Annotated in this window: 18 protein-coding genes and 1 tRNA gene; 6 read left to right on the top strand and 13 right to left on the bottom strand. The window is 49.2% G+C overall.

Annotated features, from left to right (window positions below; all coding sequences use genetic code 11):
- Positions 1-2: 2 nt before the first annotated feature.
- The 6 genes from LC431_RS00230 to speF all read right to left on the bottom strand — a co-directional run bounded on the left by LC431_RS00230 (position 3) and on the right by speF (position 8,965).
- Positions 3-1,220 carry an oligosaccharide flippase family protein gene (locus LC431_RS00230; RefSeq protein WP_134706683.1) on the bottom strand — a complete coding sequence of 406 codons (1,218 nt, stop codon included), beginning with the start codon at positions 1,218-1,220 and terminating at the stop codon, positions 3-5.
- Positions 1,221-1,323: 103 nt separating this feature from the next.
- Positions 1,324-3,474, bottom strand: a complete 2,151-nt coding sequence (locus tag LC431_RS00235; protein ID WP_223509103.1) for a polysaccharide biosynthesis tyrosine autokinase — start codon at positions 3,472-3,474, stop codon at positions 1,324-1,326.
- Complete coding sequence (locus LC431_RS00240; protein WP_081481103.1) at positions 3,471-3,920, bottom strand: low molecular weight protein-tyrosine-phosphatase; 450 nt, start codon at positions 3,918-3,920, stop codon at positions 3,471-3,473. The genes LC431_RS00235 and LC431_RS00240 overlap by 4 nt, the downstream gene beginning before the upstream one ends.
- Before the next feature lie 6 nt (positions 3,921-3,926).
- The gene (locus tag LC431_RS00245) at positions 3,927-5,057 is read right to left on the bottom strand and encodes a polysaccharide export protein (RefSeq protein ID WP_041673164.1); all 1,131 of its coding nucleotides are present in this window, start codon (positions 5,055-5,057) and stop codon (positions 3,927-3,929) included.
- Positions 5,058-5,367: 310 nt separating this feature from the next.
- Positions 5,368-6,462, bottom strand: a complete 1,095-nt coding sequence (gene wecA / locus LC431_RS00250) for a UDP-N-acetylglucosamine--undecaprenyl-phosphate N-acetylglucosaminephosphotransferase (RefSeq protein ID WP_223509105.1) — start codon at positions 6,460-6,462, stop codon at positions 5,368-5,370.
- Between the two features lie 340 nt (positions 6,463-6,802).
- Positions 6,803-8,965: an ornithine decarboxylase SpeF gene (gene speF / locus LC431_RS00255; RefSeq protein ID WP_013576854.1), complete on the bottom strand. Its 2,163-nt coding sequence runs from the start codon at positions 8,963-8,965 to the stop codon at positions 6,803-6,805.
- Between the two features lie 706 nt (positions 8,966-9,671).
- Here speF and LC431_RS00260 point away from each other — a divergent pair.
- Positions 9,672-9,747, top strand: a tRNA-Phe gene (locus LC431_RS00260).
- 286 nt (positions 9,748-10,033) lie between these two features.
- On the opposite strand, the gene LC431_RS00265 is transcribed toward LC431_RS00260, so the two are convergent.
- The 4 genes from LC431_RS00265 to rbsK all read right to left on the bottom strand — a co-directional run bounded on the left by LC431_RS00265 (position 10,034) and on the right by rbsK (position 14,267).
- Positions 10,034-11,347, bottom strand: coding sequence for an MFS transporter (locus LC431_RS00265; RefSeq protein WP_173362116.1), 1,314 nt, complete (start codon positions 11,345-11,347; stop codon positions 10,034-10,036).
- 15 nt (positions 11,348-11,362) lie between these two features.
- The gene (locus LC431_RS00270; RefSeq protein WP_041673240.1) at positions 11,363-11,860 is read right to left on the bottom strand and encodes a YhcH/YjgK/YiaL family protein; all 498 of its coding nucleotides are present in this window, start codon (positions 11,858-11,860) and stop codon (positions 11,363-11,365) included.
- 168 nt (positions 11,861-12,028) lie between these two features.
- Complete coding sequence (locus LC431_RS00275) at positions 12,029-12,958, bottom strand: dihydrodipicolinate synthase family protein (protein WP_223509107.1); 930 nt, start codon at positions 12,956-12,958, stop codon at positions 12,029-12,031.
- A gap of 94 nt (positions 12,959-13,052) precedes the next feature.
- Positions 13,053-14,267 (bottom strand): ribokinase, encoded by a 1,215-nt coding sequence (gene rbsK / locus LC431_RS00280; RefSeq protein ID WP_013576858.1) that lies wholly within the window; start codon positions 14,265-14,267, stop codon positions 13,053-13,055.
- 285 nt (positions 14,268-14,552) lie between these two features.
- Between rbsK and LC431_RS00285 the strand changes: the two genes are divergently transcribed.
- The 3 genes from LC431_RS00285 to LC431_RS00295 are packed head-to-tail and all read left to right on the top strand — an operon-like array spanning position 14,553 to position 17,520.
- Positions 14,553-15,314 (top strand): endonuclease/exonuclease/phosphatase family protein, encoded by a 762-nt coding sequence (locus tag LC431_RS00285; protein ID WP_013576859.1) that lies wholly within the window; start codon positions 14,553-14,555, stop codon positions 15,312-15,314.
- The gene (gene clsB, locus LC431_RS00290; RefSeq protein ID WP_015690357.1) at positions 15,311-16,558 is read left to right on the top strand and encodes a cardiolipin synthase ClsB; all 1,248 of its coding nucleotides are present in this window, start codon (positions 15,311-15,313) and stop codon (positions 16,556-16,558) included. The genes LC431_RS00285 and clsB overlap by 4 nt, the downstream gene beginning before the upstream one ends.
- The gene (locus LC431_RS00295) at positions 16,558-17,520 is read left to right on the top strand and encodes a YbhN family protein (RefSeq protein ID WP_015690358.1); all 963 of its coding nucleotides are present in this window, start codon (positions 16,558-16,560) and stop codon (positions 17,518-17,520) included. Before clsB ends, LC431_RS00295 begins: the two co-directional genes overlap by 1 nt.
- 11 nt (positions 17,521-17,531) lie before the next feature.
- Here the strand turns inward: LC431_RS00295 and LC431_RS00300 are convergent, their stop codons facing one another.
- Positions 17,532-18,836, bottom strand: coding sequence for an Nramp family divalent metal transporter (locus tag LC431_RS00300; protein WP_013576862.1), 1,305 nt, complete (start codon positions 18,834-18,836; stop codon positions 17,532-17,534).
- A gap of 543 nt (positions 18,837-19,379) precedes the next feature.
- Between LC431_RS00300 and LC431_RS00305 the strand changes: the two genes are divergently transcribed.
- A complete protein-coding gene (locus tag LC431_RS00305) occupies positions 19,380-20,987 on the top strand; it encodes a methyl-accepting chemotaxis protein (protein ID WP_013576863.1) in 1,608 nt (535 codons plus the stop codon).
- A 9-nt stretch (positions 20,988-20,996) separates the two neighbouring features.
- Positions 20,997-22,010 carry a substrate-binding domain-containing protein gene (locus LC431_RS00310; RefSeq protein ID WP_037033306.1) on the top strand — a complete coding sequence of 338 codons (1,014 nt, stop codon included), beginning with the start codon at positions 20,997-20,999 and terminating at the stop codon, positions 22,008-22,010.
- An 87-nt stretch (positions 22,011-22,097) separates the two neighbouring features.
- Here the strand turns inward: LC431_RS00310 and LC431_RS00315 are convergent, their stop codons facing one another.
- Positions 22,098-23,168 carry a GDP-mannose 4,6-dehydratase gene (locus LC431_RS00315; protein ID WP_015690360.1) on the bottom strand — a complete coding sequence of 357 codons (1,071 nt, stop codon included), beginning with the start codon at positions 23,166-23,168 and terminating at the stop codon, positions 22,098-22,100.
- A 138-nt stretch (positions 23,169-23,306) separates the two neighbouring features.
- Entirely contained in the window at positions 23,307-24,461 is a 1,155-nt protein-coding gene (locus LC431_RS00320) for a glycosyltransferase family 4 protein (protein WP_223509109.1), read from the bottom strand.
- Between the last annotated feature and the right edge of the window lie 8 nt (positions 24,462-24,469).

A 24,469-nucleotide genomic window follows, 5' to 3' on the forward strand; every position in this document is an offset into this window, starting at 1 on the left:
CCTCACTGGTCGCTCTCTGTCACAGGCCTGAACACAGTTATATACATCAGCAAAGCAACAAAACTATTTGAGAAAAACAATACCCATGGTACAGAAAACACGTTCATAAACTTACAGACCAAGAATAATATGACACAATGAATAACCCCACCCGTAAAAGTACAATAAGAAATTGCTTTACTCTTCCCATAAAAAAAACAAGTCGATGCCATAATCAGATAGAACCCCTGCGATAAAAATGCAGGAACCATAATGACTACAAATCGTTTAACGTCCTTATACTCCTCACCCGCCACCAGATTGTATATTCCCTCGGGAATTAACTGTGCCAAAATGGTTACCAGTGTGCTCAGAAAAAAATACCCAACGAAGATCAGCGTAAAGTGTTTACGGCTGATTTTATTATTTTTCAACTGACTGTACAGGTGAGGTGTTAATGCTTTATTCAGGGCCATCAGCACCACAGTAATAATTACGCTTAACTGAAATGATGCAGAGTAATTTCCCAGCGTGGAGCTGGAAAAATAGTTACTGATCATAATCCTGTCCAGTCCTGACCGGGCCAGAAAGCTCATATTATGAATAATGAGTGGAATACCAAAAAGTAGCAATTGTGATGATGTTTTTTTAACGGTATCAAAACAAAAATCAGCCTGCTTCAGCCAGTTTCTGTTGGACCATGAAGAAATAAATATTGAAATCAGGAAACCAAGAATAATCGCGTAAACCCTGATTTCATAGCTTACCTTAAAACAGTACAGGAACAATAATGTGATAACGAATGACATTGCTGCATTAAGGACTTGAGCAGTCATGTATTTCTTCGCTTCTTTCCTGGACTGATTAATCGATACTAGGTTTGTATAAATACATTGAAAATATCCCGCAATCGCGGCAAGAATAATTATATCACTCGGATAAAAAGCATATACCCCAGCAACGCAAAGGATAAAGGCAACGGATGATATAATGACAGAGGAGAAGAAATAGTCTGCCGAGTTGTAATCTTCTTGCGTATATTCGTACTTAATTATTGCGGCAGATGCGTTTAGTCCAATGAAGACAAAGAAGACCGCGACATAGGCATTAAATAAGGATATTTTCCCATACTGCTCAGGGCCTAAAGCACGTGAGAGAACAGGGAGAAGAAGGAAGGGGAAGATTTTTACAATCAGTTCCCCGCCGACATACATAATACTATCACTGAATATCTTTCTCATTATTTTTCACTAACTGGCATGATAAGCATCGTGATTCAGTCTTGATTGTCAAAAATAAGAATCTCTGTTAACCCCTGCAATATCAAAACTCAGTGGTAAACTCTCATGTTTCAGGCGAATGATATTCATAAATTTCTTTTTTCCCATAGTTATAAAAACCAGAAGGTTTATTAACTACTGCGTTGAGTATCACTCCATTAATATCAATGTTATTTCTGTTAAATACTCTGATTGCGGATTCTATTTCACGCACTGTGCTCTGCTCAAATTTAGCGACCAGCATAGAAATACCTGCGTACCTACCTATAATAACGGCATCGCTTACCGCAAGGACTGGTGGCGCATCAAGTATGACGAAATCATAATTGTCTGAGGCCCAATGAATAAGATCGTGATACTGCTTACGCAGCAAAAGCTCTGAAGGGTTTTTTGACCACTTCCCGCGAGTGATAATATCCAGTCCGGGGATTTTAGTACTCTGAACAGCTTCCTGACACGTGATTGAACCCGTAATCGCATCGGTTAACCCGACGTTCTTAATATCGAAGATCCGATGCGCATATCCTTTTCGCATATCACAGTCAATATATAAGACCCGCTTGTCAGCCTGACTCACTACCACTGCAAGGTTGGAGCTGATGAATGTTTTCCCTACCTCCGGAGTGGCACCGGAGATCATCAACACATTTGAACGAGCTTCCATCATCGAGAAATACAAACTGGTTCTTAAATTCCTCAGAGCTTCTATCGCAATATCTGATGCTTTTTCAAGTGCTAACAAACTAACAGGCCGAGTATCACTCATAGAATGAGAATAGTGATTATTCCTCCACTCTGACAGAGGCACATTTGAAACGACATTAAGTCCGATATCTTCAAGTATTTCTGCGGAGTCGATACCCTGCTGTAATGAGACCTGTGCCAGTATAAATCCAACTGATGAAATCAATCCCAGGCAAGCAAAGATAAATATTACCAGGACTTTATCAGGCTTAACCGGTTTTAATCCTGTGACGGCACTGTCGATAATTCTGACAGAGCCAATAGTACTTGCCTGGCTGATTTTAAGTTCTTGCTGCTTATTCAACAACTGCATATAAACGAGCTGACCCGATTGGACATCCCGCGTCAATCTGACGACTTCCTGTTGCGTCAGAGGCATGGTGCTGACTTTTTCATTCAGATTTTTCTTTTCATCTTTCAGAACCTGGATTTTTTCAATCAATGCTAAATAAGCCGGATGTTGTGTTGTATATAACTTTGAAATTTCGGTTTCTTTAAGGATAAGCTGATTAATCTGACCATCGAGTTGCACCATGCTATCGAGAGTTGATTTTGCTTCCATCGGTAAATCTACGGAATTGTTACGGCTTCTGAAGGCGTTTAATTTCGTTTCCGCGATTCCGAGATTGTTTTTTACCTGCGGAAGCTGACTCTTAATAAATTCCAGACTCTTCTCCGCTTCTTCCGCTTTTCGGTGAATACTTTGACGAGCATAGCAATCAATGATTGTCTGAAGGATGTTCTTAATTTGTTTACGATCCCTGCCATTGTAGCTAATAGTCAAAATACCGGTATCTTTGCCCTGATCGATGACGTTGACATTAGCTCGTAACTCCTCAATGACCTTGAGTGTTTCAACTTTGGTAACAGAAAACTTATCTCCCTTAAGAGCATGTATTTCGTTCACTTCAATACGAAATTCAGGAGTTTCCAGTATCTTCCCTGCCATTCCTGATACGGTAGTACCGGACGGTGACGTTATCTGATACTCAGCGTCACTGAGAATTTCAAGCGTATAAGAACCTCCGATAACATCTCTGCGTGGCTCAAAGATATCCACCGCGATCCGCGGTACTCCAGGCTGTGAGTAACGTCGTATCGCCTCTCCAATGATGGGGAAACTGATAAAACGAACTTCAGTATCCAGATTCAGTTTAGCAACCGTTTCTCCAAGGATTGCCCGGGAGGTAACCAGTTGCATTTCTGTTGCAGAAACAGGCGATTTCGCCGGCAATAATTGCGAGATATTACTCATCATGTCGATTTCACCTGAGTGATCGACCTGAACTAAAGCGTCAGCATGATAAACCGGAGATGATAAAAAGGCATATAACAAACCGATAAAGACAAAAATAAAGGTAATCACAATAATAATGTATCTTTTATCAATGATAGCGCCCATATTTTTACGTAAATCAAACTCGTCCGGGATACATTTATTTCCTGACTGACCCGTCATTTTTCCAATCATTTTAAACCCTGATAATTTAAAGCAGCCTTCCAGCCAGATACTGACTCTTTTATAAGAGAGAATATATAATCAAATGCTTCCATATCTTTTCCATAAGGATCGGGAATTTCTTTCCGCTGATTCCAGTGGCCCAGCAGCATAATTTTCCCTCTGATTTCGGGTAAAGAATGAGTGATGGCACTGATATGTGTCCGCTCCATCACCAGAATAAGATCAAACTCCTTACCCCTTTCTGGTGTGAACGGCTTCGCCTTATGATTTTCCAGTGATATCCCGTGGCGTTCTGCCACCATTTTTGCCATGTGATCAGCCCTTTGTCCGTTAAGCGCAGATAAGCCTGCTGACTGTATATTTTTTTCAGGCAGACATTGTTTCATCAAGGCTTCGGCAATCGGTGAGCGACATATATTCCCCACGCACACCACCAGGATAGAATTAAATATCACCTTTTCTTACCAGTTTCGAATATAACGGGCAGTTTCGGTCAGATCATGAACCCCGGTAATGGTTGGCAATAATTGTCCGATAATACGGTTCCATTTAGCCAGCGGAGCTGTCGTCACATAAACAATATCGTAAGGCTCAAGCTGGAATTCGGTTCCCAGCACCAGTGCCGTAGCATCGCTTGCATTCAACTGGTAGATGTTCGCTATTTTCTTTTTAGCATCCCCTTTCAGGGTTCTGATGACAAATACCCCTGTGGCATCCGACGTTAACGGATCCATGCCTTCGGCATTAGAGAGGGCTTCGGTCAGTGTCATGCCGCTACGATCCATGCGAAGTGTCGTTTGCTTTTTCACTTCGCCCATCACGAACACTTTCAGCTCGTCGTTTCTCGGGACATAAAGGATATCTCCCGGCTCAAGCAAACGGTTCTGCCGCATATCTCCATGCTTCATTAAAGACTGCAGTGAAATGAGAGATTTCTCGCCATTATGCGACAACACGATATTATTCCAGTCCGCATTTTCACTTAATCCCCCCGCCAGATTAATTGCGTCCATGATGGTCATGGGAACGTTAGTGACAGCTAACTGACCGGATTTTTCCACCTCACCGGTGACATAGACTTTCTGCGAGCGGAACGTCGCAACATTGACATCGACCTGCGGCGATTGAATATATTGGGTGAGCCTAGCGGTAATATCACGACGAATTTCAGAGGTCGTTTTGCCTGCCACGTTGACCATCCCTATGTAAGGGTAAAATATGGCACCTTCGGCGTTAACCCAGTTCCCGGCATCGCCGGCACTTCGATACTGACCGGCAGGTGTCGTCAGTTCAGGATGATCCCATACCGTAATTGTTAATATATCGCCGATGCCAACATAGTACTGGTACTTGTTAACACGTGAATCAAGGTCGCTATTGACTGTCGCAATGGCAGGGTGACGAACAAGTGACTCCACCAGTTTAGGCGTGATGGGATAAATATCGACCATTGCATTAATATCCTGATAAGGGCCGTTTTCTTCCACGACATTTTTACCCGAAGTACTTATACCGATACCAGGCGATAACGAACATCCACAAAGCGATACTACAAATATGATGAGTGGAATAGTAACAATCTTAACTTTCATAACGTTTTAACCGTTTATTTTCATGGGGAGTAGATTTAATGGTGTTGTTTTTAGCAAAATCTTCACAAGGAGTCTGGAGGGAATATTGTTACTCAATTTAGGGATCGATAAATATTGCGATAGCATTGAGTATTTTTTCACGCTACCGCCCATGGATGTTGTAGACATCCATTAGAATAATAAAATCACCAATAAGTCCTTTACAAAAAATTTAATATTAGCCAGTCTCCGCTTAAAAAAAGCAGAATTTAAACATATCTATAAATTAGTATAAATGCCGACGACAATAACAGATCGTTTATCGTCGTGTTTATTGTACTGATATTTCTATGGTTTCATTATTATTCTCATCTCCCGGGGAGACTTCTGAATATTTTGTATGAATCGCCAGCCAGTGACGAACAAAACAATAGATGACAAAAATCAGGCAGAATAAAAATAAAGACAGCAGTTCATTTACTTTAAGAATATTTAATCCGATACCAAATGCATTCATCAAAAAAGAGCCAAGAAGAATAATACTGAGAGTTTTTTTATTGGAGAAACCATAATTTATGAGCAAGTGGTGCAGATGCGTTCTGTCTGGCTTGAAAGGAGAATGTCTTCGGATGAGACGCCCAAACATCACCGCAACCAGATCCATCAGTGGGACAGCGATCAACCAGATTGCGGTTGCAGGTGCCATCACGGCGTTATATTCCCCGGTGGCCAGCATGATAGCCCAGATAACCGTAAACCCAAGGAATGTACTCCCCGCATCTCCCATAAAAACTTTCAACCTGGAACAGCTGACATTCAGGATAATGAAAGGAACAATTGCCGCAATAAAAAGCTGACAGTACAGCGCCATAGGTATTTTCCCTGCCACAGCAAAGCAGATTGCCAATCCCGTAAATGACAGAATACTTAACCCGCCTAACAGCCCGTCAATTCCGTCTATCATATTGAAAGCATTAACTGATGCCCAGACAGCCAGCAATGAGACGGGGAAACTTAAGATCCCCAACCTAAGCTCGTAATTGTTCCACAAATTGCCGAAAGAGCTAATATATACGCCGTCAGACATAATGATAATTGCACCTGCCGCCTGAACAATCACGCGAAGAAATACTGAAAGAGCATAGCGATCGTCAAGAACACCGATACAAACCAGAAGGAAGCTACTCATCAGAAAAGCATTATTGTGCGCAACGGAAGGAAAAAAAAGTAAATTTATTACTACCACCGTGAGATAGATAGCAATGCCGCCTACCAGCGGAATATTACTGCTGTGTTTTTTTCTGTAATCAGGCTTGTCGACCAGTTTTAATTTAATACTTACAGCCCTGGCCGCCAGTAAAAAAATAAAACAAATGATAGGGGTGACAAATAAAAATCCGTACATCCCGTTAACATCCTTTTCCATGGAGTTTTTATTTTAACAGTTGAAGTAAGCTTGGCAATTTATAGGAACGGAAAGTAAAAAGCAACATCTGGAAACAAGTTTGATTTGAAAGTTGAGAGGAAGAACATGAAAATAACACGTACAATTAATATCACACAAAGCATACAAAAAACGAATTATTCTCTGTAATTAATAACACAAACAAATAATCAAACGAACTAACACAGACTATTTATATTAATGGCAATACTTGAAACAATAAAACATTCACAAAGCATATCAATATCATAAATAATGGAGAGGTTATTGCCTCCCCATTATTTGAAAACCAGCAAGCGGATAATTTATTTTTTACAGCAAATTACGCAGAAACCACATACCCCATCACGCGCTTCCAGCCGACCGTTTTTTTCTCAATATACACACCCTGCAATTCTGGGGAGAAACCCGGCAGCAGATTGATACCTTCTTCCAGCGCCATAAAATAGCGCTGAACCGCCCCGCCCCACAGTTCGCCCGGCACGACACATAGCACGCCAGGAGGATATGGCAGCGCGCCTTCCGCAGCGATACGGCCTTCGGCATCACCAATTGCCACCAGCTCGATGTTATCGCGGATAAACTCGTTATGCGCATCCTGCGCATTCATCACTACCTTCGGGAAACTCCTCTCACGGAACATCTCTTTCTGTAACTCTTTCACATCAAAGCTGACGTAGAGATTATGCATTTCCTGGCACAGCTGGCGGATGGTGTAATTCCGGTAGCGATCTTCGTTTTTGCGATACACCGTCGGCAGCACTTCGCTGAGCGGCGCATCTTCTTCGATGTATTGCTCAAACCGCACCAACTCTTCCACCAGCAACTGCATTTTGGCCGGTGTTTCCGCCGGGGTAAGCAGGAACAAAATCGAGTTCAGGTCACATTTCTCCGGCACGATGCCATTCTCGCGCAGATAGTTCGCCAGAATGGTCGCCGGTATGCCGAACTCCGTGTATTTACCGCTGGAAGCATCAATGCCCGGCGTGGTCAGCAGCAGCTTGCACGGATCAACGAAATACTGTTTCTCGGCATAACCGTCGAAGGCGTGCCAGCGTTCACCCGGCACAAAATCAAAGAAACGCACATCGTTGGCCATTTCATTGGTTTCATGATCCTGCCAGCGTTTGCCGCCGACGGTTGGAGGAACGAACGGTAAAATCATCGAGCACTGATCAAGCAGCATTTTGCGGGTTTCGATGCCAAGCTTCACGCACTCCATCCACATGTGTTTTCCGCTGCCACCGGCATGAATGCGCGCATTGACGTCAAGCGCGGCAAACAACGGATAAAACGGGCTGGTCGAGGCATGCATCATAAACGCATTGTTGAGCTTTTTATGGCTGCAATGACGCTTCTGGCCTTTGATGTGATTGTCTTTTTTGTGGATCTGCGAGGTCTGCGAGAATCCGGCCTGCTGCTTATGTACCGACTGCGTAACGATAATGCCAGGGTCATTTTCGTTCAGCTCCAGCAGCAGCGGCGAGCATTCTTTCATCATCGGGATGAATTGCTCGTAACCGACCCACGCGGAATCAAACAGGATGTAATCACACAGATGACCGATTTTATCGACCACCTGACGCGCGTTGTACACGGTACCGTCATAAGTACCAAGCTGGATAATCGCCAGGCGGAACGGACGTTTTTCAGTCGCGCGATGTGGCGCCACTTCTTTGATTTGTGCTCGCAGATAAGTTTCATCGAAACAAGCCGCATCAATGCCGCCGATAAAACCGAACGGATTACGCGCTGTTTCGAGATAAACCGGCGTAGCGCCCGCCTGCAACAGCGCACCGTGATGGTTTGATTTGTGGTTATTACGGTCGAACAGCACCAGATCGTCGCGGGTCAGCAGCGCGTTGGTGACGACTTTATTGGCCGCAGACGTGCCGTTGAGCACGAAATACGTTTTATCTGCGCTGAAGACTTTAGCCGCATACTTTTGGGCATCTTTCGCTGAACCTTCGTGGATCAGTAAATCGCCCAGTTTGACGTCCGCATTACACATGTCGGAGCGAAAAATATTCGGGCCATAGAAATCATAAAACTGGCGCCCTGCCGGATGACGACGGAAAAACTCGCCGCCCTGATGCCCCGGACAAGCGAAAGTGGCGTTCTCCATCTCGACATACTTTTTCAGCGTATCGAAAAACGGCGGGAATAAGGCTTCTTCATAAACCTGTGCGGCAGACTCAATCTGCGCGGCATAAAATGCCTGATTGGCGTCCGATAGCGTGATTACGCCTTTCAGCAACGGCAGAAACTCAGGTGAAATCTGCTCTGTACCCTGCACCGCAACAAACGCGGGAATACCAAATCCCAGCGTTTCAATATCCGCCAGCCTGCCGTGGTTCAGGTCACCGACAGAAATAATGATGGCCGCAACGTCCGCGTAATCGGCGCGACGCAGGTCAACGACCAGACGTGCTGTCTGGAGATAAGGGGCGACGGAAGCGCTTGCTGCAAGTTTTAAGTGTTTCATTCAGGCTCTCAAACGGTTAAGTAAGAGGGTGTGCCAGGTGGCACGGCAATGAGCTGGCGCATACGTCATTAAAGGTATAGAGCGCAGAGTCCAGCCCGGCAAATGACGTTGGCTAAAGCGAGATATCGAGTGCAACAGAACAATGCCGGTATGGCAAAGTGGTGACAAATCGGGTTTCAGGCCAGGCCACGTCTGATAGACAACATTAAAATCAGAGAACTGCTCTGTTTTATTCTCTGTTTTTAATAATGCCTGACAGCGAGCAAACGGTAGCCTTACCGCATGAAAGAGACTACAAATGGAGGAAAACTGAAATCGTGGTGTTTACAGCACCCGGAGATCATCATCAGATTGTTTGTGCACTGACGAACAGTGCGATGTGATAAACCAGCCATGCCGCAACCCTCTTGAGCTGTCGCGTGAAAACGGGATCAGAGTTGTTTAATAAATCGGCGCAATAATGGCATCTTTTACCCCCCTGTTCAACCCTGAACATTGCGCGAATTTCTTACAGAATGCGACATGGATTACGCCCGGAATTTCCGCGCTTTTCGGGATTATTGCCGGGTACGAACGGGGTAAGCGGCCTGAACCCTAAGTTAAATCGTCAAATTGTCGTAAAAAGCATCAGTCGGTTGACGAACCCCGCGGTTGTCACAAAAAGCCGTTGACGGCACATGCCCGATACGGTTTAATGCGCCCCGTTGCCCGGATAGCTCAGTCGGTAGAGCAAGGGATTGAAAATCCCTGTGTCCTTGGTTCGATTCCGAGTCCGGGCACCAAATTTAAAGAAACCCGCCTATGGCGGTTTTTTTGCTTTCAGAGATACGGACTCTCCATCGAACTCCGTTCGATGACTCGCCTTGACAGGCTCGCCCTGCGGGCCAACGGCAAAGCCGTTGTTCAAACGCCTGCGGCGTTAGTCCGGGTCCGGGCACCAAATTTAAAGAAACCCGCCTATGGCGGTTTTTTTGCTTTCAGAGATGCGGACTTCTTCAGTGTGTCAGGGAAACCCGTACTCATTAAACGCCCCGATAGCCAGGCGTTTAATGAAGTTTACGATTGTCGCTATTTCGACATTGTCACCAAAATAGGCTTTTTCACGAACAGTCCGTAGCTTAACGCGCCCAGCATCAGTAAACCGGCACCGAGAAAGAAGACGTTGGTGAACTGCCCGGTTGCATCCAGAATAAGCCCGGTGACAATCGGCGCACAGGCCGCCCCCAGGAAACCACCGAAGTTCTGAATGGCGCCCATCGATGCCACCTGCTCTTTCGGCGCAATGTCTGAGGCCAGCGTCCAGATGACACCCTGCGGCAGTTGCGAGAAGAAGTAGCCAACTGACAGCAGCGCGATACTCAGTGTTGTGTTGTGCACAAAAGGAATCGGCGCCACAAAGCAGGCCGCCAGCGCTGCACCGGCCACAATCGGCACCTTACGCGCGGTAATCGTCTTCACACCGCGACGGATAAGACGGTCAGAGATAGCCCCGCCGCACAACACACCTAAAATCCCCGCCAGGAACGGAATGGCCGCCAGCCAGCCTGTTTGTTTCAGGCTAAAACCCAGCGATTTTTCCAGGTAGCCCGGCAGCCAGGTCAGGTAAACCCAGATAGTGAACATGATAGAAAAGTTGCCGATCACCATAAACCAGGTGGTTTTATGCCTGAACAACGCTCCCCAACTCGCCTTGTTATTGCCGTTAACTTCGGTCACCGACTTCTGCACCAGCTGAGAATTGGCGTGGATCACCTTTTCTTCGCGCTCGGTCGGATTGCGGTAAAATTTCAGCCATACCAGCAGCAGCGGGATCCCCGCCAGGCCAATGGCAATAAACATGCCGCGCCAGCCGAGCGTTAACAGCAGCACGGTCAGGATTGGCGGTGCAATGGCATTGGCAATCTGCGAACCGGTATTGATGATGGAGGTCGGCAGCGCGCGCTCTTTATCAGAGAACCAGCGGTGAGTAATCTTGATGCCGGAGGTAAAGAACGGTGATTCGGAAATGCCCAGCAGCATGCGCAGGGCATAGAACATGGAATAACCATTAACGAAACCTGCCATCACCGTGAAGGTGGACCACAGCCCCACGCCCCACGAGAACATTTTTTTAGGACCGAAACGGTCAACCAACCAGCCCGCAGGCAGGTTTGCCAGCGCATATGGCCACAGGAAAGCAGACAGCAGCAGGCCCATTTCCGTCTGGCTGAAACCAAACTCTTTCGCAATGGTGGTATTAGCAATACTTAAATTGGCACGGTCGAGATAATTAATGACCGCCGCCATTAACAAAATAAAAATAATGCCCCAGCGCAAGCGTGAAACAACAGGAGCAGCCGTTTTAACCAAAGATGTATCGGGAGGAGAGGTAGCGTCTTTCATCATTTTAATTATCCACTATTGGTTATTCATAAATAAGTCATCATTGAACAGACTCAGGTGAATTTTAATCACAGCTTTACGAATAAAAGACTGACTTCGGGTATTACAGCAAGGGCGATGTAAATCTTGCGGAAAGAAAACGGCAAACATGCCGGGTTCCAAACGAATCAGCGATTCATTATTCGTTTCCTGATAAAACACGATGTCGTGCTTCTCCGCCCGGTCTTCTGCCACCTCGTGCTCCGCCGCACCGCGCGCCACACCGATGGTTTCTTCTCCCTGCAAGAGAAATTGAATATCTGCAAACCTGAAATGTGACTCAGCCCGCATTTCATGAGCAGGAACGGTATTCATTTCCTGGAGAAGGCAAAACATCTTGTCCGGAATAATATCGAATTTCCCTGGTGTCAGCGTGGTAAAATCGGTTTGAGTAATATACTCAATACCTTTATTAATAATCGGATGGAAAGCGAATTTTTCACGTTCCCAGTCTCTCAGGCAACATACGATCATGTTGAATAATCCTTTTATATTTATATTCAGGGTCGGATTACGGCTAAAAAGGTTATAGATTTGAAACTGACGGCCTGGCAGCATCATCATGTGCATTGAATATCCGACCAGGCCATTAATCAGCGGATAAGATGTCAGCCCATCCGCATCACTCATGGCTATCTCACCTTATACGGCGGCGATTTTTTTCTGCCACAGCGCCGTGCCGCTGTGAATTTGATCCAGCAATACGGTCAGCCCCCAGAACTTTTCCAGCACATTGTCTTTATTCACACGGCATAACTCGCTGTCGAAAGTGCCCAGTCGCTGATGATAAATCTTGGCATTCTTCGGATACCCCAGTGTTTCAGTCACCGCGCCCAGCGACAGGAAAATGGCTAACTCGTCGGCGAGTTGCGGCTGGCTTGCCGCCTTGTGATACAGCCAGCTGTAAAGCTCGGGGTGGAAATTGGTGAACACGCCGCTGAATCCTTTAGACCCCGCCTGCATCGCCGGATAAGCAATCGCGGCATTAGCATTAATGATGTTCAACGGCGTATTTGCCACCAGCTTCACGCGGCGGGTAACGGTTGCCAGGTCACAGCTCACGTCTTTCAGTACAACGAAGCGGCCGGTGTTGGCGCAGTAAGTGAGCTCTTCGTCGGTCAGCAGACGGCGATACGGTGCAGGACACTCATACAAACCCAGCGGCATGGATTCAGGCAAGGCACTCAGCAACTTATCCAGCGTGGCAAAGAAGGTCTCACTGCCCTGATTTTTCGGATCGAGATGGTTGGTGACCAGCACCAGTGCGTCGGCTCCGGTTTTCGCCATCGCACTCAGCTCACTGATTTGGTCATTGATATCATCACTGATATGGCCCGAGGCAATCACCGGCACGCGCCCCGCAACGTGCTTCACCACAAACCCGGCCAGCGCAACGCGCTCTTCGAGGGTCAGAAACTGCATTTCGCTCGACTGACACACGGCGAACAACGCATCCACACCTTTCTCAAGATACCAGTCGATCAAACGGGTCAGGCCCGGATAGTCAATCTGGTTGTCTTCGGTGAAAGGGGTCAACATCACCGGCACGATGCCTTCAATACTTTTAGTCATGACTGCTCCTTAAGACGGAATCGATTACGTGGCCGCTAAACTCAATGCATCAAGGCAGCGACCGTCACAAGAAACTAAAGAATTACCGCAGCATTTATCGCTGCGCCAGACGTGCTGAAACCTGAGCCTTATCAGGCATGTTTGATGCACCTTCACGCTCGACGGCCAGCGAGGCAAACGCCGCGGCATAGGTCGCCGCCTGAACCAGACTTTGTCCATTGGCAATACTTGAGGCCAGCGCGCCGTTGAAAGCATCGCCTGCACCGGTGGTATCAACGCTCAGCGCCGGGAAGGCCGGAATGTGCTGGAACTGATTACCGTCAAACAGCAACGCGCCGCGCGATCCCATGGTAATAATCACCCGCCTCGCCCCCTGGCTGACGATACGCTGTGCAGCCTCTTTGGCGCTGGCTAAATCCTTCACGTCAATGCCGGAAAGCTGCGATGCCTCAGTTTCATTAGGTGTAATAACGTCAACATATTCCAGACACTCAAGCGCATGGCTCGAGAAAGGGGCCGGGTTGAGTATCACCTTCACGCCCAGCGCTTTGGCCAATTTCATCGCGCTCAGGGTAGCGGCAAAATTGTTTTCGAGCTGTACGAGCAGCACGTCCGAATCTTCCAGTTCGGGGGCGATCGCTGCCACTTCGTCTTCGCTGATGGTTTTATTGGCACCGGAATAAATGGCAATCATGTTCTCGCCGTTTTCCTGCGAGACATAAATGATGGCGTTGCCGGTCGGCTCAGTGTCCGACTGATAAAGGGTAAAGGAGTGGATCTCCGAGGAGGTCAGGTGATCATAAGCAAACTGGCTGAACTGATCCTTACCCACCTTGGAAACGAAATGCACTCTGGCACCCGCACGACTGACCGCCGTGGCCTGATTCGCCCCTTTGCCGCCCGGGCCGAGCGTGCTGCCCAACGCCAACAGGGATTCTCCGCCTTTTGGAAAACGTTCAACCTTCGCCACGATATCGACGTTAAATGAACCCAGAATGCAAACCTTACCTTTCATGTTCTTTCCTTTCCCCTGTTGTACGCTCTGCTTTCTTTTCTGACTCTGCAGCCGTTGCAGCAACACTTCAAAGTTGCCACCGGTGTCAGCAATTAGCTTTGACTGCAAACTCCGCCGTATCACCATTGCACCGCCATGACATCGCTGAACCAATTTTTCAGCCGCCAGAGCATTCAGATCACTGCGAATGGTCTCTCTGGTCACCGCAAACAGGGACGCCAAAACCTCCACTTTTACCCGCTCGTTTTTATCCAGATATTCCAGGATTTGCTGCCGACGTTCTTCAAGAAACATATCCACCCGCCTTCTCTGTATTCAGAATAAGTGCACGAAACTGATTAAAGAGTGATGATGCTCATAGCTTAACCAGCAAAACGGAAGTAAACAAAAATGGGAATTTTTGATTTGGCGAAGTGAGAAGAAAGGAGCAGAAAAGAGCCATCGAAAGTGAGGGGCTGTCAAAAAAGGGCGCGCATTACCCCGGTGCTCGTTTCACCCGGACACACATGACGCCGCCTCTTTTCGTAACAGAAACTATACTTTATTTTCATCAGGATAGTGACGCTGGCAGGATAAAGAATGACCCAACAAAGACCGCAATTTTCATTGAAAGTACTGACGATTAATACTCACAAGGGCTTCACCGCGTTTAATAAACGTTTCATTTTACCCGAGCTGCGCGACGCGGTACGCACCGTCGGTGCCGATATCGTCTGCCTGCAGGAAGTGACGGGCGCACATGATGTGCATTCGTTGCATGTGGAAAGCTGGCCGGACACCCCCCATTACGAGTTTCTTGCTGACACCATGTGGAGCGACTTCGCCTACGGGCGCAACGCGGTCTACCCGGAAGGTCATCACGGCAATGCCGTCCTTTCACGCTATCCCATTGAACATTACGAGAATCGCGACGTGTCGGTCGCGGGTAGCGAGAATCGCGGCCTGTTGTACTGCCGTATCGTGCCCCCGCAGCTTGGGTCTCCTGTCCACGTGATTTGCGTACATCTGGGTCTGCGCGAAGCGCACCGCCAGGCGCAGCTCAAGATGCTGGCCGACTGGGTTAACGCTTTCCCGCAGGGAGAACCGGTGCTGGTGGCGGGCGATTTCAACGACTGGCGGCAAAAAGCCAATCGCCCGCTTAAAGTACAGGCGGGACTCGATGAGATTTTCACCCGCGCAAAAGGCCGCCCGGCGCGCACTTTCCCGGTCAGGATGCCGCTTCTGCGTCTTGACAGGATCTATGTGAAAAATGCCAATGCCAGCGCGCCTGCGGTGCTGCCGCTGCGTAACTGGCGTCATCTGTCCGATCATGCCCCGTTAAGCGCGGAGATCCATCTATGAAAACCGCATGGCGGGAAGGCAACCGCATCCAGCTTCTGGAAAATGGCGACGAATATTACCCGGCGGTATTTGACGCTATCGATAACGCTCAGCGTAAAGTGATTCTCGAAACTTTTATCTGGTTTGAAGATGACGTGGGTCGCCAGTTACACGCGGTGCTCCTGCGTGCCGCACAGCGCGGTATCGGGGTTGAAGTGCTGCTCGACGGCTACGGATCGCCTGATTTGAGCGATGATTTCGTCGGCGAACTGACTTCAGCAGGCGTGGTGTTTCGCTATTACGACCCGCGCCCGCCGCTGTTCGGTATGCGAACCAATCTCTTCCGCCGTATGCACCGTAAAATTGTTGTCATCGACAATACAGTGGCGTTTGTCGGCGGGATTAATTACTCCGCCGAGCACATGTCCGATTACGGTCCCGAGGCCAAGCAGGACTACGCCGTACGGGTGGAAGGTCCGGTGGTGGATGATATTTTGCAGTTTGAGCTGGAAAATCTGCCTGATCATGCGCATACCCACCGATGGTGGCAGCAACGTCGCCGCTATCATGCGGCGGAAAATCGCAATCCCGGCGAGGCGCAGGCGCTGTTTGTCTGGCGCGATAATGACGATCACCGGGATGATATTGAGCGTCACTATCTGAAAATGCTGGCCAGCGCCAGGCGCGAAGTGATTATCGCCAACGCCTATTTCTTTCCTGGTTACCGTCTGCTTCACGCCATGCGCAATGCAGCCCGCCGCGGCGTGCAGGTAAAACTCATCGTGCAGGGCGAGCCGGATATGCCGATTGTAAAAGTCGGTGCAGAGCTGCTGTACAACTATCTGCTGAAAGGCGGTGTGCAGGTGTATGAATATCGCCGTCGTCCGCTGCACGGCAAGGTCGCGCTGATGGATGCTCACTGGGCGACGATCGGCTCCAGTAATCTCGATCCGCTGAGCCTGTCGCTCAATCTTGAAGCCAATCTGATTATCCACGACCGGACGTTTAACCAGACGCTGCGCGAGAACCTGCACGGTATTATCGCCAGAGACTGCCAGCGCGTAGATCAAACTATGGCCCCGAAACGCACCTGGTGGAACCTGGCGAAAAGCGTGGTGGCGTTTCACTTCCTGCGTAAATTTCCGGCCATGGTCGGCTGGCTACCGGCGCACACGCCAAGGCTTGCCCAGGTAAAGCCGCCCGTACAACCCGAAATTGAAACGCAGGATCGGGTGACGTCAGAGAATTCAGAGGTGAAATCATAATGTCTGCATCACATCCGAAGTGGCGTCTGGCGAAAAAAATACTCACCTGGATTTTCTTTATCGCCGTGGCTGTGCTGCTGGTGGTTTACGCCCGCACGGTCAACTGGGAAGACGTGTGGAAGGTCATTCGCAATTACAACCGCACGCCACTGCTGATATCAGTGGTGCTGGTGATCATCAGCTATCTGCTGTACGGCTGTTACGATCTGCTGGCGCGCGCTTATTGCGGGCACAAACTCGCGGCCCGTCAGGTGATGCTGGTGTCATTTATCTGCTACGCCTTTAACCTCACGCTCAGCACCTGGGTTGGCGGCATCGGCATGCGTTACCGGCTCTACTCCCGCCTGGGTCTGCCCGGCGCCACGATCACCCGCATTTTCTCACTGAGCATTACCACCAACTGGCTTGGCTATATTTTGCTCGGCGGAATTATCTTCACCTTCGGCGTCGTGGAGCTGCCTTCGCACTGGTACATCGACGAAGGCACACTGCGCATTATGGGCATTGTGCTGCTGGCGATGGTGGCCACTTACGTCTGGTTCTGCGCCTATGCTAAACGCCGCCATATGACGGTGAAAGGGCAAAAACTGGTGCTACCGTCGTTTAAATTTGCCGTGGCGCAGATGGTAATTTCCAGCGCCAACTGGATGGCCATGGGGGCGATTATCTGGCTGCTGTTAGGCGAGGATGTGAACTATTTCTTTGTGCTGGGCGTGCTGTTAGTCAGCAGTATCGCCGGGGTGATTGTGCATATTCCGGCGGGGATCGGCGTGCTGGAAGCGGTGTTTATCGCCCTGCTGGCCGGAGAACATACGTCGCAGGGCACGATTATCGCCGCCCTGCTGGCCTACCGTATGCTCTACTACTTCCTGCCGCTGCTGCTGGCGCTGGTGTGCTATTTGATGCTGGAGAGCCGGGCGAAGAAATTGCGGGCGAAGAACCAGAAGGCGATGGCGAAGTAAGCCTTCTGGCATTATTCCAGACCGGGGATATTCACGCCAAATGTTTGCAGCAGCAGGATGATATTGAGCGCCACAATCACCACGGTGCCGATGATGGAAGTCACGACAGTCAGGCGGCTGTTAACAAACTCCCCCATGATGTCGCGACGGCTGGTGAATATCACCAATGCAATCATCGGCGCAGGCAACGCCAGGCTGAGCACCACCTGGCTGTATACCAGCGCGTCGGTGGCATTAACGCCCATCGCTACCACGATAAACGCAGGGATCATGGTGACCAGACGGCGCAACCAGACGGGAATGCGAAAACCGACGAAGCCCTGCATGATCATCTGGCCTGCCATAGTGCCTACCACTGAACTGGAAATACCGGAAGCAATCAATGACAGCAGGAAGAAACCTGCCGCCCCCGCCCCCAACAGCGGAGTCAGGGTATGGTAAGCCGTTTCGATTTCCGCCACATCGCTGTGGCCGGCATGGAAGGCACTGGCGGCCATAATCACCATCGCGATATTCACCAATCCGGCGAGGGTCAGCGCGATCACCACTTCAATATTGGAAAAACGCAGCAGTGTACGACGTTCGCCCGGATTCCTGGCATGGGTACGGTGCTGAGTCAGCCCCGAGTGCAGGAAGATCGCATGTGGCATCACGGTGGCTCCGATGATCCCCACGGCAATGGTCAGCGCCTGCGCGTCGGGCAGTTGCGGTGTCACCATGCCCAGACCGGCTGCGGCCCAGTCAACCTGCGCGATAAACATTTCGACCAGATAACACAGTGCAATCACCGCCACTAACCCGCCGATCATCAGCTCAACAGGGCGGAAACCACGCTTTTCCACCATCAAAAGGCCGTAGGTAACCAGCGCCGTGATACCCATCCCGGCCAGTAACGGCATATGGAACAGTAACGACAGGGCTAAAGCCCCCCCGAGGAATTCGGCCAGATCGGTCGCCATTGCGGCGATTTCGCTGCCCACCCACATCCCCCAAACCACGGGTCTGGAGAACTGGTCGCGACACATTTCCGCCAGATTTCTGTTGGTGACGATCCCCAGTCTGGCGGAGAGCGCCTGAAACAGCATGGCGATCATATTGGCCATAACAACCACCCACAGGAGCGCGTAGCCATAGCGCGAGCCAGCCTGAATATTGGTCGCAAAATTACCCGGATCCATATAGGCGATCGAGGCGATCACCGCAGGCCCCGCAAACAACAGCGGTGTCATCAGGCCGCGTTTGCGGCCGGACATGGCGTTAGCAATCGCCGCATTGGTTCTGTCGGTTAGAGAAGAAGTCTGGCCTGTTCCACGCATACTGCCCGCCCTGTTCTTGCTTGTTATTTTTGTGTGAATTTTATCCGGCAAAGACGAATATAGCACCGGCTATACTCTATAGTGCAAGCTTAGTTTGAGGGTTATTAAGAGCTTTATGTTTCAAAATATGAAACTTGAATCATTGCCTGAGATTATAAAAATGGAATGATTTTTCTGATGATGAAACCGGCGTGACGGCCACACTGACGGCCCTGTGCCCGCGCCTTTCGTTCAGAGGTTATGCGCAACAGCGCGTGCCAAAATTGGCCGGCATAAAAATCTGACAGACATCACACTTTTCTGACAAACAAACCGGCTGTCCGCCCCCTGCTATCAAGTTTCCTCGCCAGTGTGCCGTTAACTTAATCACTAAAACTCATTCGGTTCACGTGACCAACTTCAGTTTCTTCCCGACAGATTTCTATCCTGTGTTTCCTGACAGGCTACTCCGGTAACGACATTTTACGCACGAGACTGATTGAAATGTTGTCATAACTTAAGGTGCCCGCACCTTTTTAATCGCAATTTCAGGGAGTTACCACTATGTCTTTTAAACACACTACTGTACGCACCCAGCTTACGCTGGGATTTGGCGTTTTAGTCGTCATTGTTCTCGCAGTAGTCCTGCTCTCTATCAACGCGTTAAGCCAGGCCAACAACAGATTCAAAACTCACGTACAGCAGGTTTCCGCCCGTGAGGCAGCTGTGAATTTAATTCTCAGCGGCGTAAAAGACAGTTCATTGAATATTTACGGGCTGGTGCTGGTCAGTGAGGCTGCTGATATCGAAGCAGGTAAAAGACAAGTCGCTGCTGCAGAAGAGAAAACCGCAGCCGCGCTGAACCGGCTTCAGGCGGCAATCAAAGAACACTCTGACGTCACAGATAAGGATCGGCAATTCGTGACCGCGATTTCTAATGCGGAAGAAGGATACCGTCCGGTGGCTAAACATATTGTTGATCTGGCCCTTGAAGAGAAGAAAGCTGAAGCGATTGACCGCATGAATCGCGAGCTACGACCTCAGTTGGCGCTGCTGCTGAATACGACCAATGACTATCTCCAGTACAGTAACGTACGGGCTAAAGAGAGCCTGAATACCGCACAAGATGCGTATCAACAAACCCGCCTCATTTTCATCGTTATCAGCCTGGTCGCACTGAGTCTGGCGGTTATTCTGGGGGGCATTATTATCCGTTCCCTGTTCCGTGCACTGGGTGAAGAACCGCTTGTTTTAGGTCAGGTGGTACAACGTATTGCTGCGGGTGATCTCAGTGAAGTGAAAGGCGCGGAAAACGCACCACAAAACAGCGTTCTGGCAGAGCTTGGCGGAATGCAGGCGAAACTGCATCAGTTAATCAACCAGGTGGCTAATTCCGCTGAAAGCATTGTCAGTGCATCCACCGAAATTACGTTGGGCAATGAGGATCTGAGTCGCCGGACCGAAGCCCAGGCTTCCTCGCTGGAACAGACATCAGCAAGCATGGAGGAACTGACCGCGACAGTGAAACACAACGCCGACAATGCCCATCAGGGGAATCTGATGGCCACAAGTGCGTCACAAGTGGCGCAACGCGGCGGCAACGTCGTTGAACGCGTCGTCAGTACCATGCATGAAATCGCCGAAAGCTCAGGCAAAGTGACACAAATCATCACGGTCATTGAAGGCATTGCTTTCCAGACCAATATTCTGGCGCTTAACGCCGCCGTTGAAGCAGCCCGTGCCGGTGAGCAAGGACGTGGTTTTGCGGTGGTTGCCGGTGAAGTGCGAACGCTGGCACAGCGCAGCGCCAATGCCGCCAAGGAAATTAAAAACCTGATTAGCGAGTCTGTTGAAAGGATTAACGTCGGTTCTAAGCTGGTGGATGAAGCGGGCACCACCATGATGGAAGTGGTGAATGCGGTCAAAGGCGTCAACAGCCTGATGGCTGAGATTACCCTTGCCTCAAGCGAACAACATACTGGCATCGATCAGGTCAATAAAGCCGTGGTCAACATGGACGAGGCGACGCAGCAGAATGCCGCGTTAGTAGAACAAAGTGCGGCAGCAGCGGACAGTTTAAAACAACAGGCTCATATCTTGCTGGAGGGGATTTCTGCATTTGATATTTCACGTGCGGGAAATCTTAATGTCACTGCAACAGCCACCCGCTAAGGTATTTACATGAAAATTTCCTGCGTTTTTGCCGTGGCGACGACCCTGCTGACATCGGCAGCTCTTGCCAGCAGCAATGAGAACATCACGATAGGCCTGATTACTAAAACAGACACCAACCCGTTCTTTTTGAAAATGAAAGAAGGTGCCATGCTGGGGGCCACCGTACACGGGGTCAAACTGCTTACCGCAGCCGGTAAAGAAGACAGCGATTATCCTTCACAGATCATCGCGATTCAGTCCATGGTGGCCTCTGGTGCGACCACGTTGCTCATTACGCCGAGCGATGCTAAGGCCATTGTGCCCGCACTCGATGAGGTCCGGGCGAAAGGCGTGCAGGTTATCGCCCTCGATTCCCCGACGGATCCGATCAGTGCCGTCGATGCCCTCTTCGCCACCGATAACTATAAAGCTGGCGAATTGATTGGCCAGTATGCTCAGGCGGCCATGCCGCTGACGTTCGCGGGACAACCCCTCAAAATAGCGATGCTGGATTTATCGCCAGGACATCTGGTAGGGGCAAGAAGACACAACGGGTTTATGAAAGGATTGGGGTTAACTGCGGCAGGTGCCGAATCCAGTGAACTGTCCGCCGCACCCGAAATTGTGTGTGCAGGCTATAGCGAAGGGGCTGAGAAACAAGGCTACGAGGTCATGACAAATTGCCTGAAAGCCCATCCGGACATTAATCTGGTTTACACCGTCAATGAACCGGCCGCAGCCGGAGCCTACAAAGCCTTGCAGGAAGCAGGTAAACAAAAGAATGCCATGATTCTCTCTGTTGATGGCGGGTGTGCGGGGGTAAATTACGTACGTGAAGGCAAGATTGCCGCCACGGCCCAGCAGTATCCTTTAACGATGGCGGCGATGGGTGTTGATGCTGCCGTTGCCTATGCCAGACACGGCAAAAAAGTTTCCGGGTATGTGGATACCGGCGTCACGCTTATCGCCGATAAACCTATGCCAGGTCTGGCAAGCAAAGATACTCAGGCAGGGCTGGATGCCTGTTTTGGCGCTAAATAAACAGCTTTCCTGAAGACAAAAAAAAGCCGGAGAATGTCAGCGCATTCTCCGGCTTTTTTCGTACATCGTCAGAAACAGCGACTGGCGTTAGCCGTACAGCTTCAGACGCGCCGCCTTTTTGGCGAAGGCCAGATCCGCCTGCACCATCTCAATCACCAGATCCTGTAATGAGGTTTCAGGTGCCCAGCCTAACTGACGCCGTGCTTTTGACGGATTAACCGAAACCTTGCTGACCTCCGACGGGCGCATATAACGCGGATCGACGGCGACAATCACATCTCCGACTTTCAGCGCTGCCGCGACCGGGCTGATAATCGCCGCAATCACGCCTTTTTCCTCCACGCCTTTGCCGACAAACCGCAGTTTGATCCCCAGTTCAAGGGCCGCAAAAGTCACGAACTGACGCACCGTAAACTGCACGCCCGTTGCAATGACGAAGTCCTCCGGTTTGTCCTGCTGCAGCATCAGCCACTGCATTTTGACGTAATCTCTGGCATGCCCCCAGTCACGTAAGGCATTCAGATTGCCCAGATAAAGGCACTTCTCCAGCCCCTGAGTAATGTTCGCCAGCCCGCGTGTGATTTTACGCGTGACAAAACTTTCGCTGCGCCGCGGCGACTCATGGTTAAACAGAATGCCGTTACAGGCATACATACCGAATGTTTCCCGGTAATTCACGGCGGTCCAGAAATCACTGACTCTGGCGACGGTCTCCGAAGGCGGAAGATTAAACGTCACCATTTCATTGATGGTCATGCCGTTAACCAGCCCGCACAACGCGGAAGATGAGGCATGATAATAACGGGTTGTGCGCTCCAGCCCCTCAGAACGGATAGCCTCCAGCATTCTCAGCGCACTGATCCCGGTGACAGGAAATGTAGAATGCGCGGTAGTTTCACTGGTGATATCCAGATTATAAATTTCATCCGGGCGAATTAACGCCAGCAAACTCCTCAGATCTAAGATTTCACCCCAGCCATAGTGATGAATATGGAAATCAGGATTGTTTGCATGTAAATCATCAGTGACAAATTCAGTATCGGGTACCGGGCTGTGCAGGATAATCCCATGGACTGTATAGCCTTTTTTAAGCAAAAGCTCAGTCAGATAAGACCCGTCCTGCCCGGAGATATTGGTAATAAGAGCGACCTTAGACATAGTAAACCCTTAGATTACAATTTAAAAAACGCATCCGGACAGATGCACGATTATAATTGCAAGGTTATGTTGAGTAAGATGAATCGCAGAATAAACAGTCAACGACAGAAAAAAGAACAATATTAAAAAGGATAAAAATTAATAAACGATGCGTTTACGTTCATTGAAGTCATGCCATTTTGTTTTGATATACTCATCCAGCTCATCATGAAATCTTTGTGCAGAGAACTTTAAAGCGTTTTCGCGGCAGTCCTTGGGCAGGATAGAGTCTTTAATCGTATCAAAGTGACGCACGGCGTTAATCAGTGATTCCGCCGTTTGCTCTGAGAAAAATACCCCGGTGGCATTACTTTCGCCATAAGGTCTGATGGTCTCCAGAACACCGCCTTTGCCAAAGGCAATAACCGGCGTCCCGCTGGCCTGTGCTTCGACCGGCGTAATGCCAAAATCTTCTTCAGCAGCAAAAACAAACGCCCGGGTGCGCCGCATGTAATCTTGCATCACATCGTCAGGCTGATAACCCAGAATTTCGATATTGCTGCCAGCCCGGGATTTTATTTTCGCCATTTCAGAACCGTCACCGATCACCACCAGTTTCTTATCCGGCATCTGACTGAATGCTTCAACAATCAGGTCGATACGCTTATAAGGCACCATGCGGGAGGCGGTAAAATAGAAGTCTTCTTTATTCTCCTGCAAAGTAAAACGTTCTACATCGACAGGAGGATAAATAACATCCGCATCCCGGCCATAGACCTTCTTAATTCGCCGGGCAATAAACTGGGAATTAGCGATAAAGTGATCCACGCCATTGGCTGTCCGGTAATCCCAAATCCTGATTTTATGCAGGAACCAGCGGGCCAGTTTCCCTTTCAGGCCTTTGTTCAGCCCCGCCTCACGCAAATACTGGTGCTGAAAATCCCAGGCATAGCGGATCGGCGAATGCACATAACTGATGTGCAACTGATCAGGGCCGGTCAATACGCCTTTAGCCACCGCATGACTGCTGGAAAGCACAATGTCATGCTCCGTCACATCAAGCTGCTCGATAGCCAGCGGCATTAAAGGCAGATACTGCTGATATTTCTTCTTCGCAAAAGGTAACCGCTGTATAAAAGAGGTCGTCGCTTCTTTTCCATAGAATTTCTTCCGGGATTCATCAGAAAGAAAATCGACAACAGAATAAATATCAGCATTTGGGTATAATTTAATAAACTCTGCAATAACTTTTTCTGACCCTGCAAATGTCACCAACCAGTCAGCAACAATCCCAACACTCACATCATGTGACATAATTTAAA

Origin of the sequence: Rahnella sp. GSA61A, assembly GCF_019969905.1 — a bacterium.
In the GTDB taxonomy this organism is placed as follows: domain Bacteria; phylum Pseudomonadota; class Gammaproteobacteria; order Enterobacterales; family Enterobacteriaceae; genus Rahnella; species Rahnella aceris.

Coding starts and splice junctions, on each gene's coding strand:
- LC431_RS00300 (WP_013576862.1), bottom strand. CDS start 18,836: ATGCGTGGAACAGGCCAGACTTCTTCTCTAACCGACAGAACCAATGCG.
- LC431_RS00245 (WP_041673164.1), bottom strand. CDS start 5,057: ATGAAAGTTAAGATTGTTACTATTCCACTCATCATATTTGTAGTATCG.
- LC431_RS00265 (WP_173362116.1), bottom strand. CDS start 11,347: ATGAAAGACGCTACCTCTCCTCCCGATACATCTTTGGTTAAAACGGCT.
- LC431_RS00275 (WP_223509107.1), bottom strand. CDS start 12,958: ATGACTAAAAGTATTGAAGGCATCGTGCCGGTGATGTTGACCCCTTTC.
- clsB (WP_015690357.1), top strand. CDS start 15,311: ATGAAAACCGCATGGCGGGAAGGCAACCGCATCCAGCTTCTGGAAAAT.
- rbsK (WP_013576858.1), bottom strand. CDS start 14,267: ATGTTTCTTGAAGAACGTCGGCAGCAAATCCTGGAATATCTGGATAAA.
- LC431_RS00230 (WP_134706683.1), bottom strand. CDS start 1,220: ATGAGAAAGATATTCAGTGATAGTATTATGTATGTCGGCGGGGAACTG.
- LC431_RS00285 (WP_013576859.1), top strand. CDS start 14,553: ATGACCCAACAAAGACCGCAATTTTCATTGAAAGTACTGACGATTAAT.
- LC431_RS00310 (WP_037033306.1), top strand. CDS start 20,997: ATGAAAATTTCCTGCGTTTTTGCCGTGGCGACGACCCTGCTGACATCG.
- wecA (WP_223509105.1), bottom strand. CDS start 6,462: ATGGAAAAGGATGTTAACGGGATGTACGGATTTTTATTTGTCACCCCT.
- LC431_RS00270 (WP_041673240.1), bottom strand. CDS start 11,860: ATGATCGTATGTTGCCTGAGAGACTGGGAACGTGAAAAATTCGCTTTC.
- LC431_RS00315 (WP_015690360.1), bottom strand. CDS start 23,168: ATGTCTAAGGTCGCTCTTATTACCAATATCTCCGGGCAGGACGGGTCT.
- speF (WP_013576854.1), bottom strand. CDS start 8,965: ATGAAACACTTAAAACTTGCAGCAAGCGCTTCCGTCGCCCCTTATCTC.
- LC431_RS00320 (WP_223509109.1), bottom strand. CDS start 24,461: ATGTCACATGATGTGAGTGTTGGGATTGTTGCTGACTGGTTGGTGACA.
- LC431_RS00305 (WP_013576863.1), top strand. CDS start 19,380: ATGTCTTTTAAACACACTACTGTACGCACCCAGCTTACGCTGGGATTT.
- LC431_RS00235 (WP_223509103.1), bottom strand. CDS start 3,474: ATGATTGGAAAAATGACGGGTCAGTCAGGAAATAAATGTATCCCGGAC.
- LC431_RS00295 (WP_015690358.1), top strand. CDS start 16,558: ATGTCTGCATCACATCCGAAGTGGCGTCTGGCGAAAAAAATACTCACC.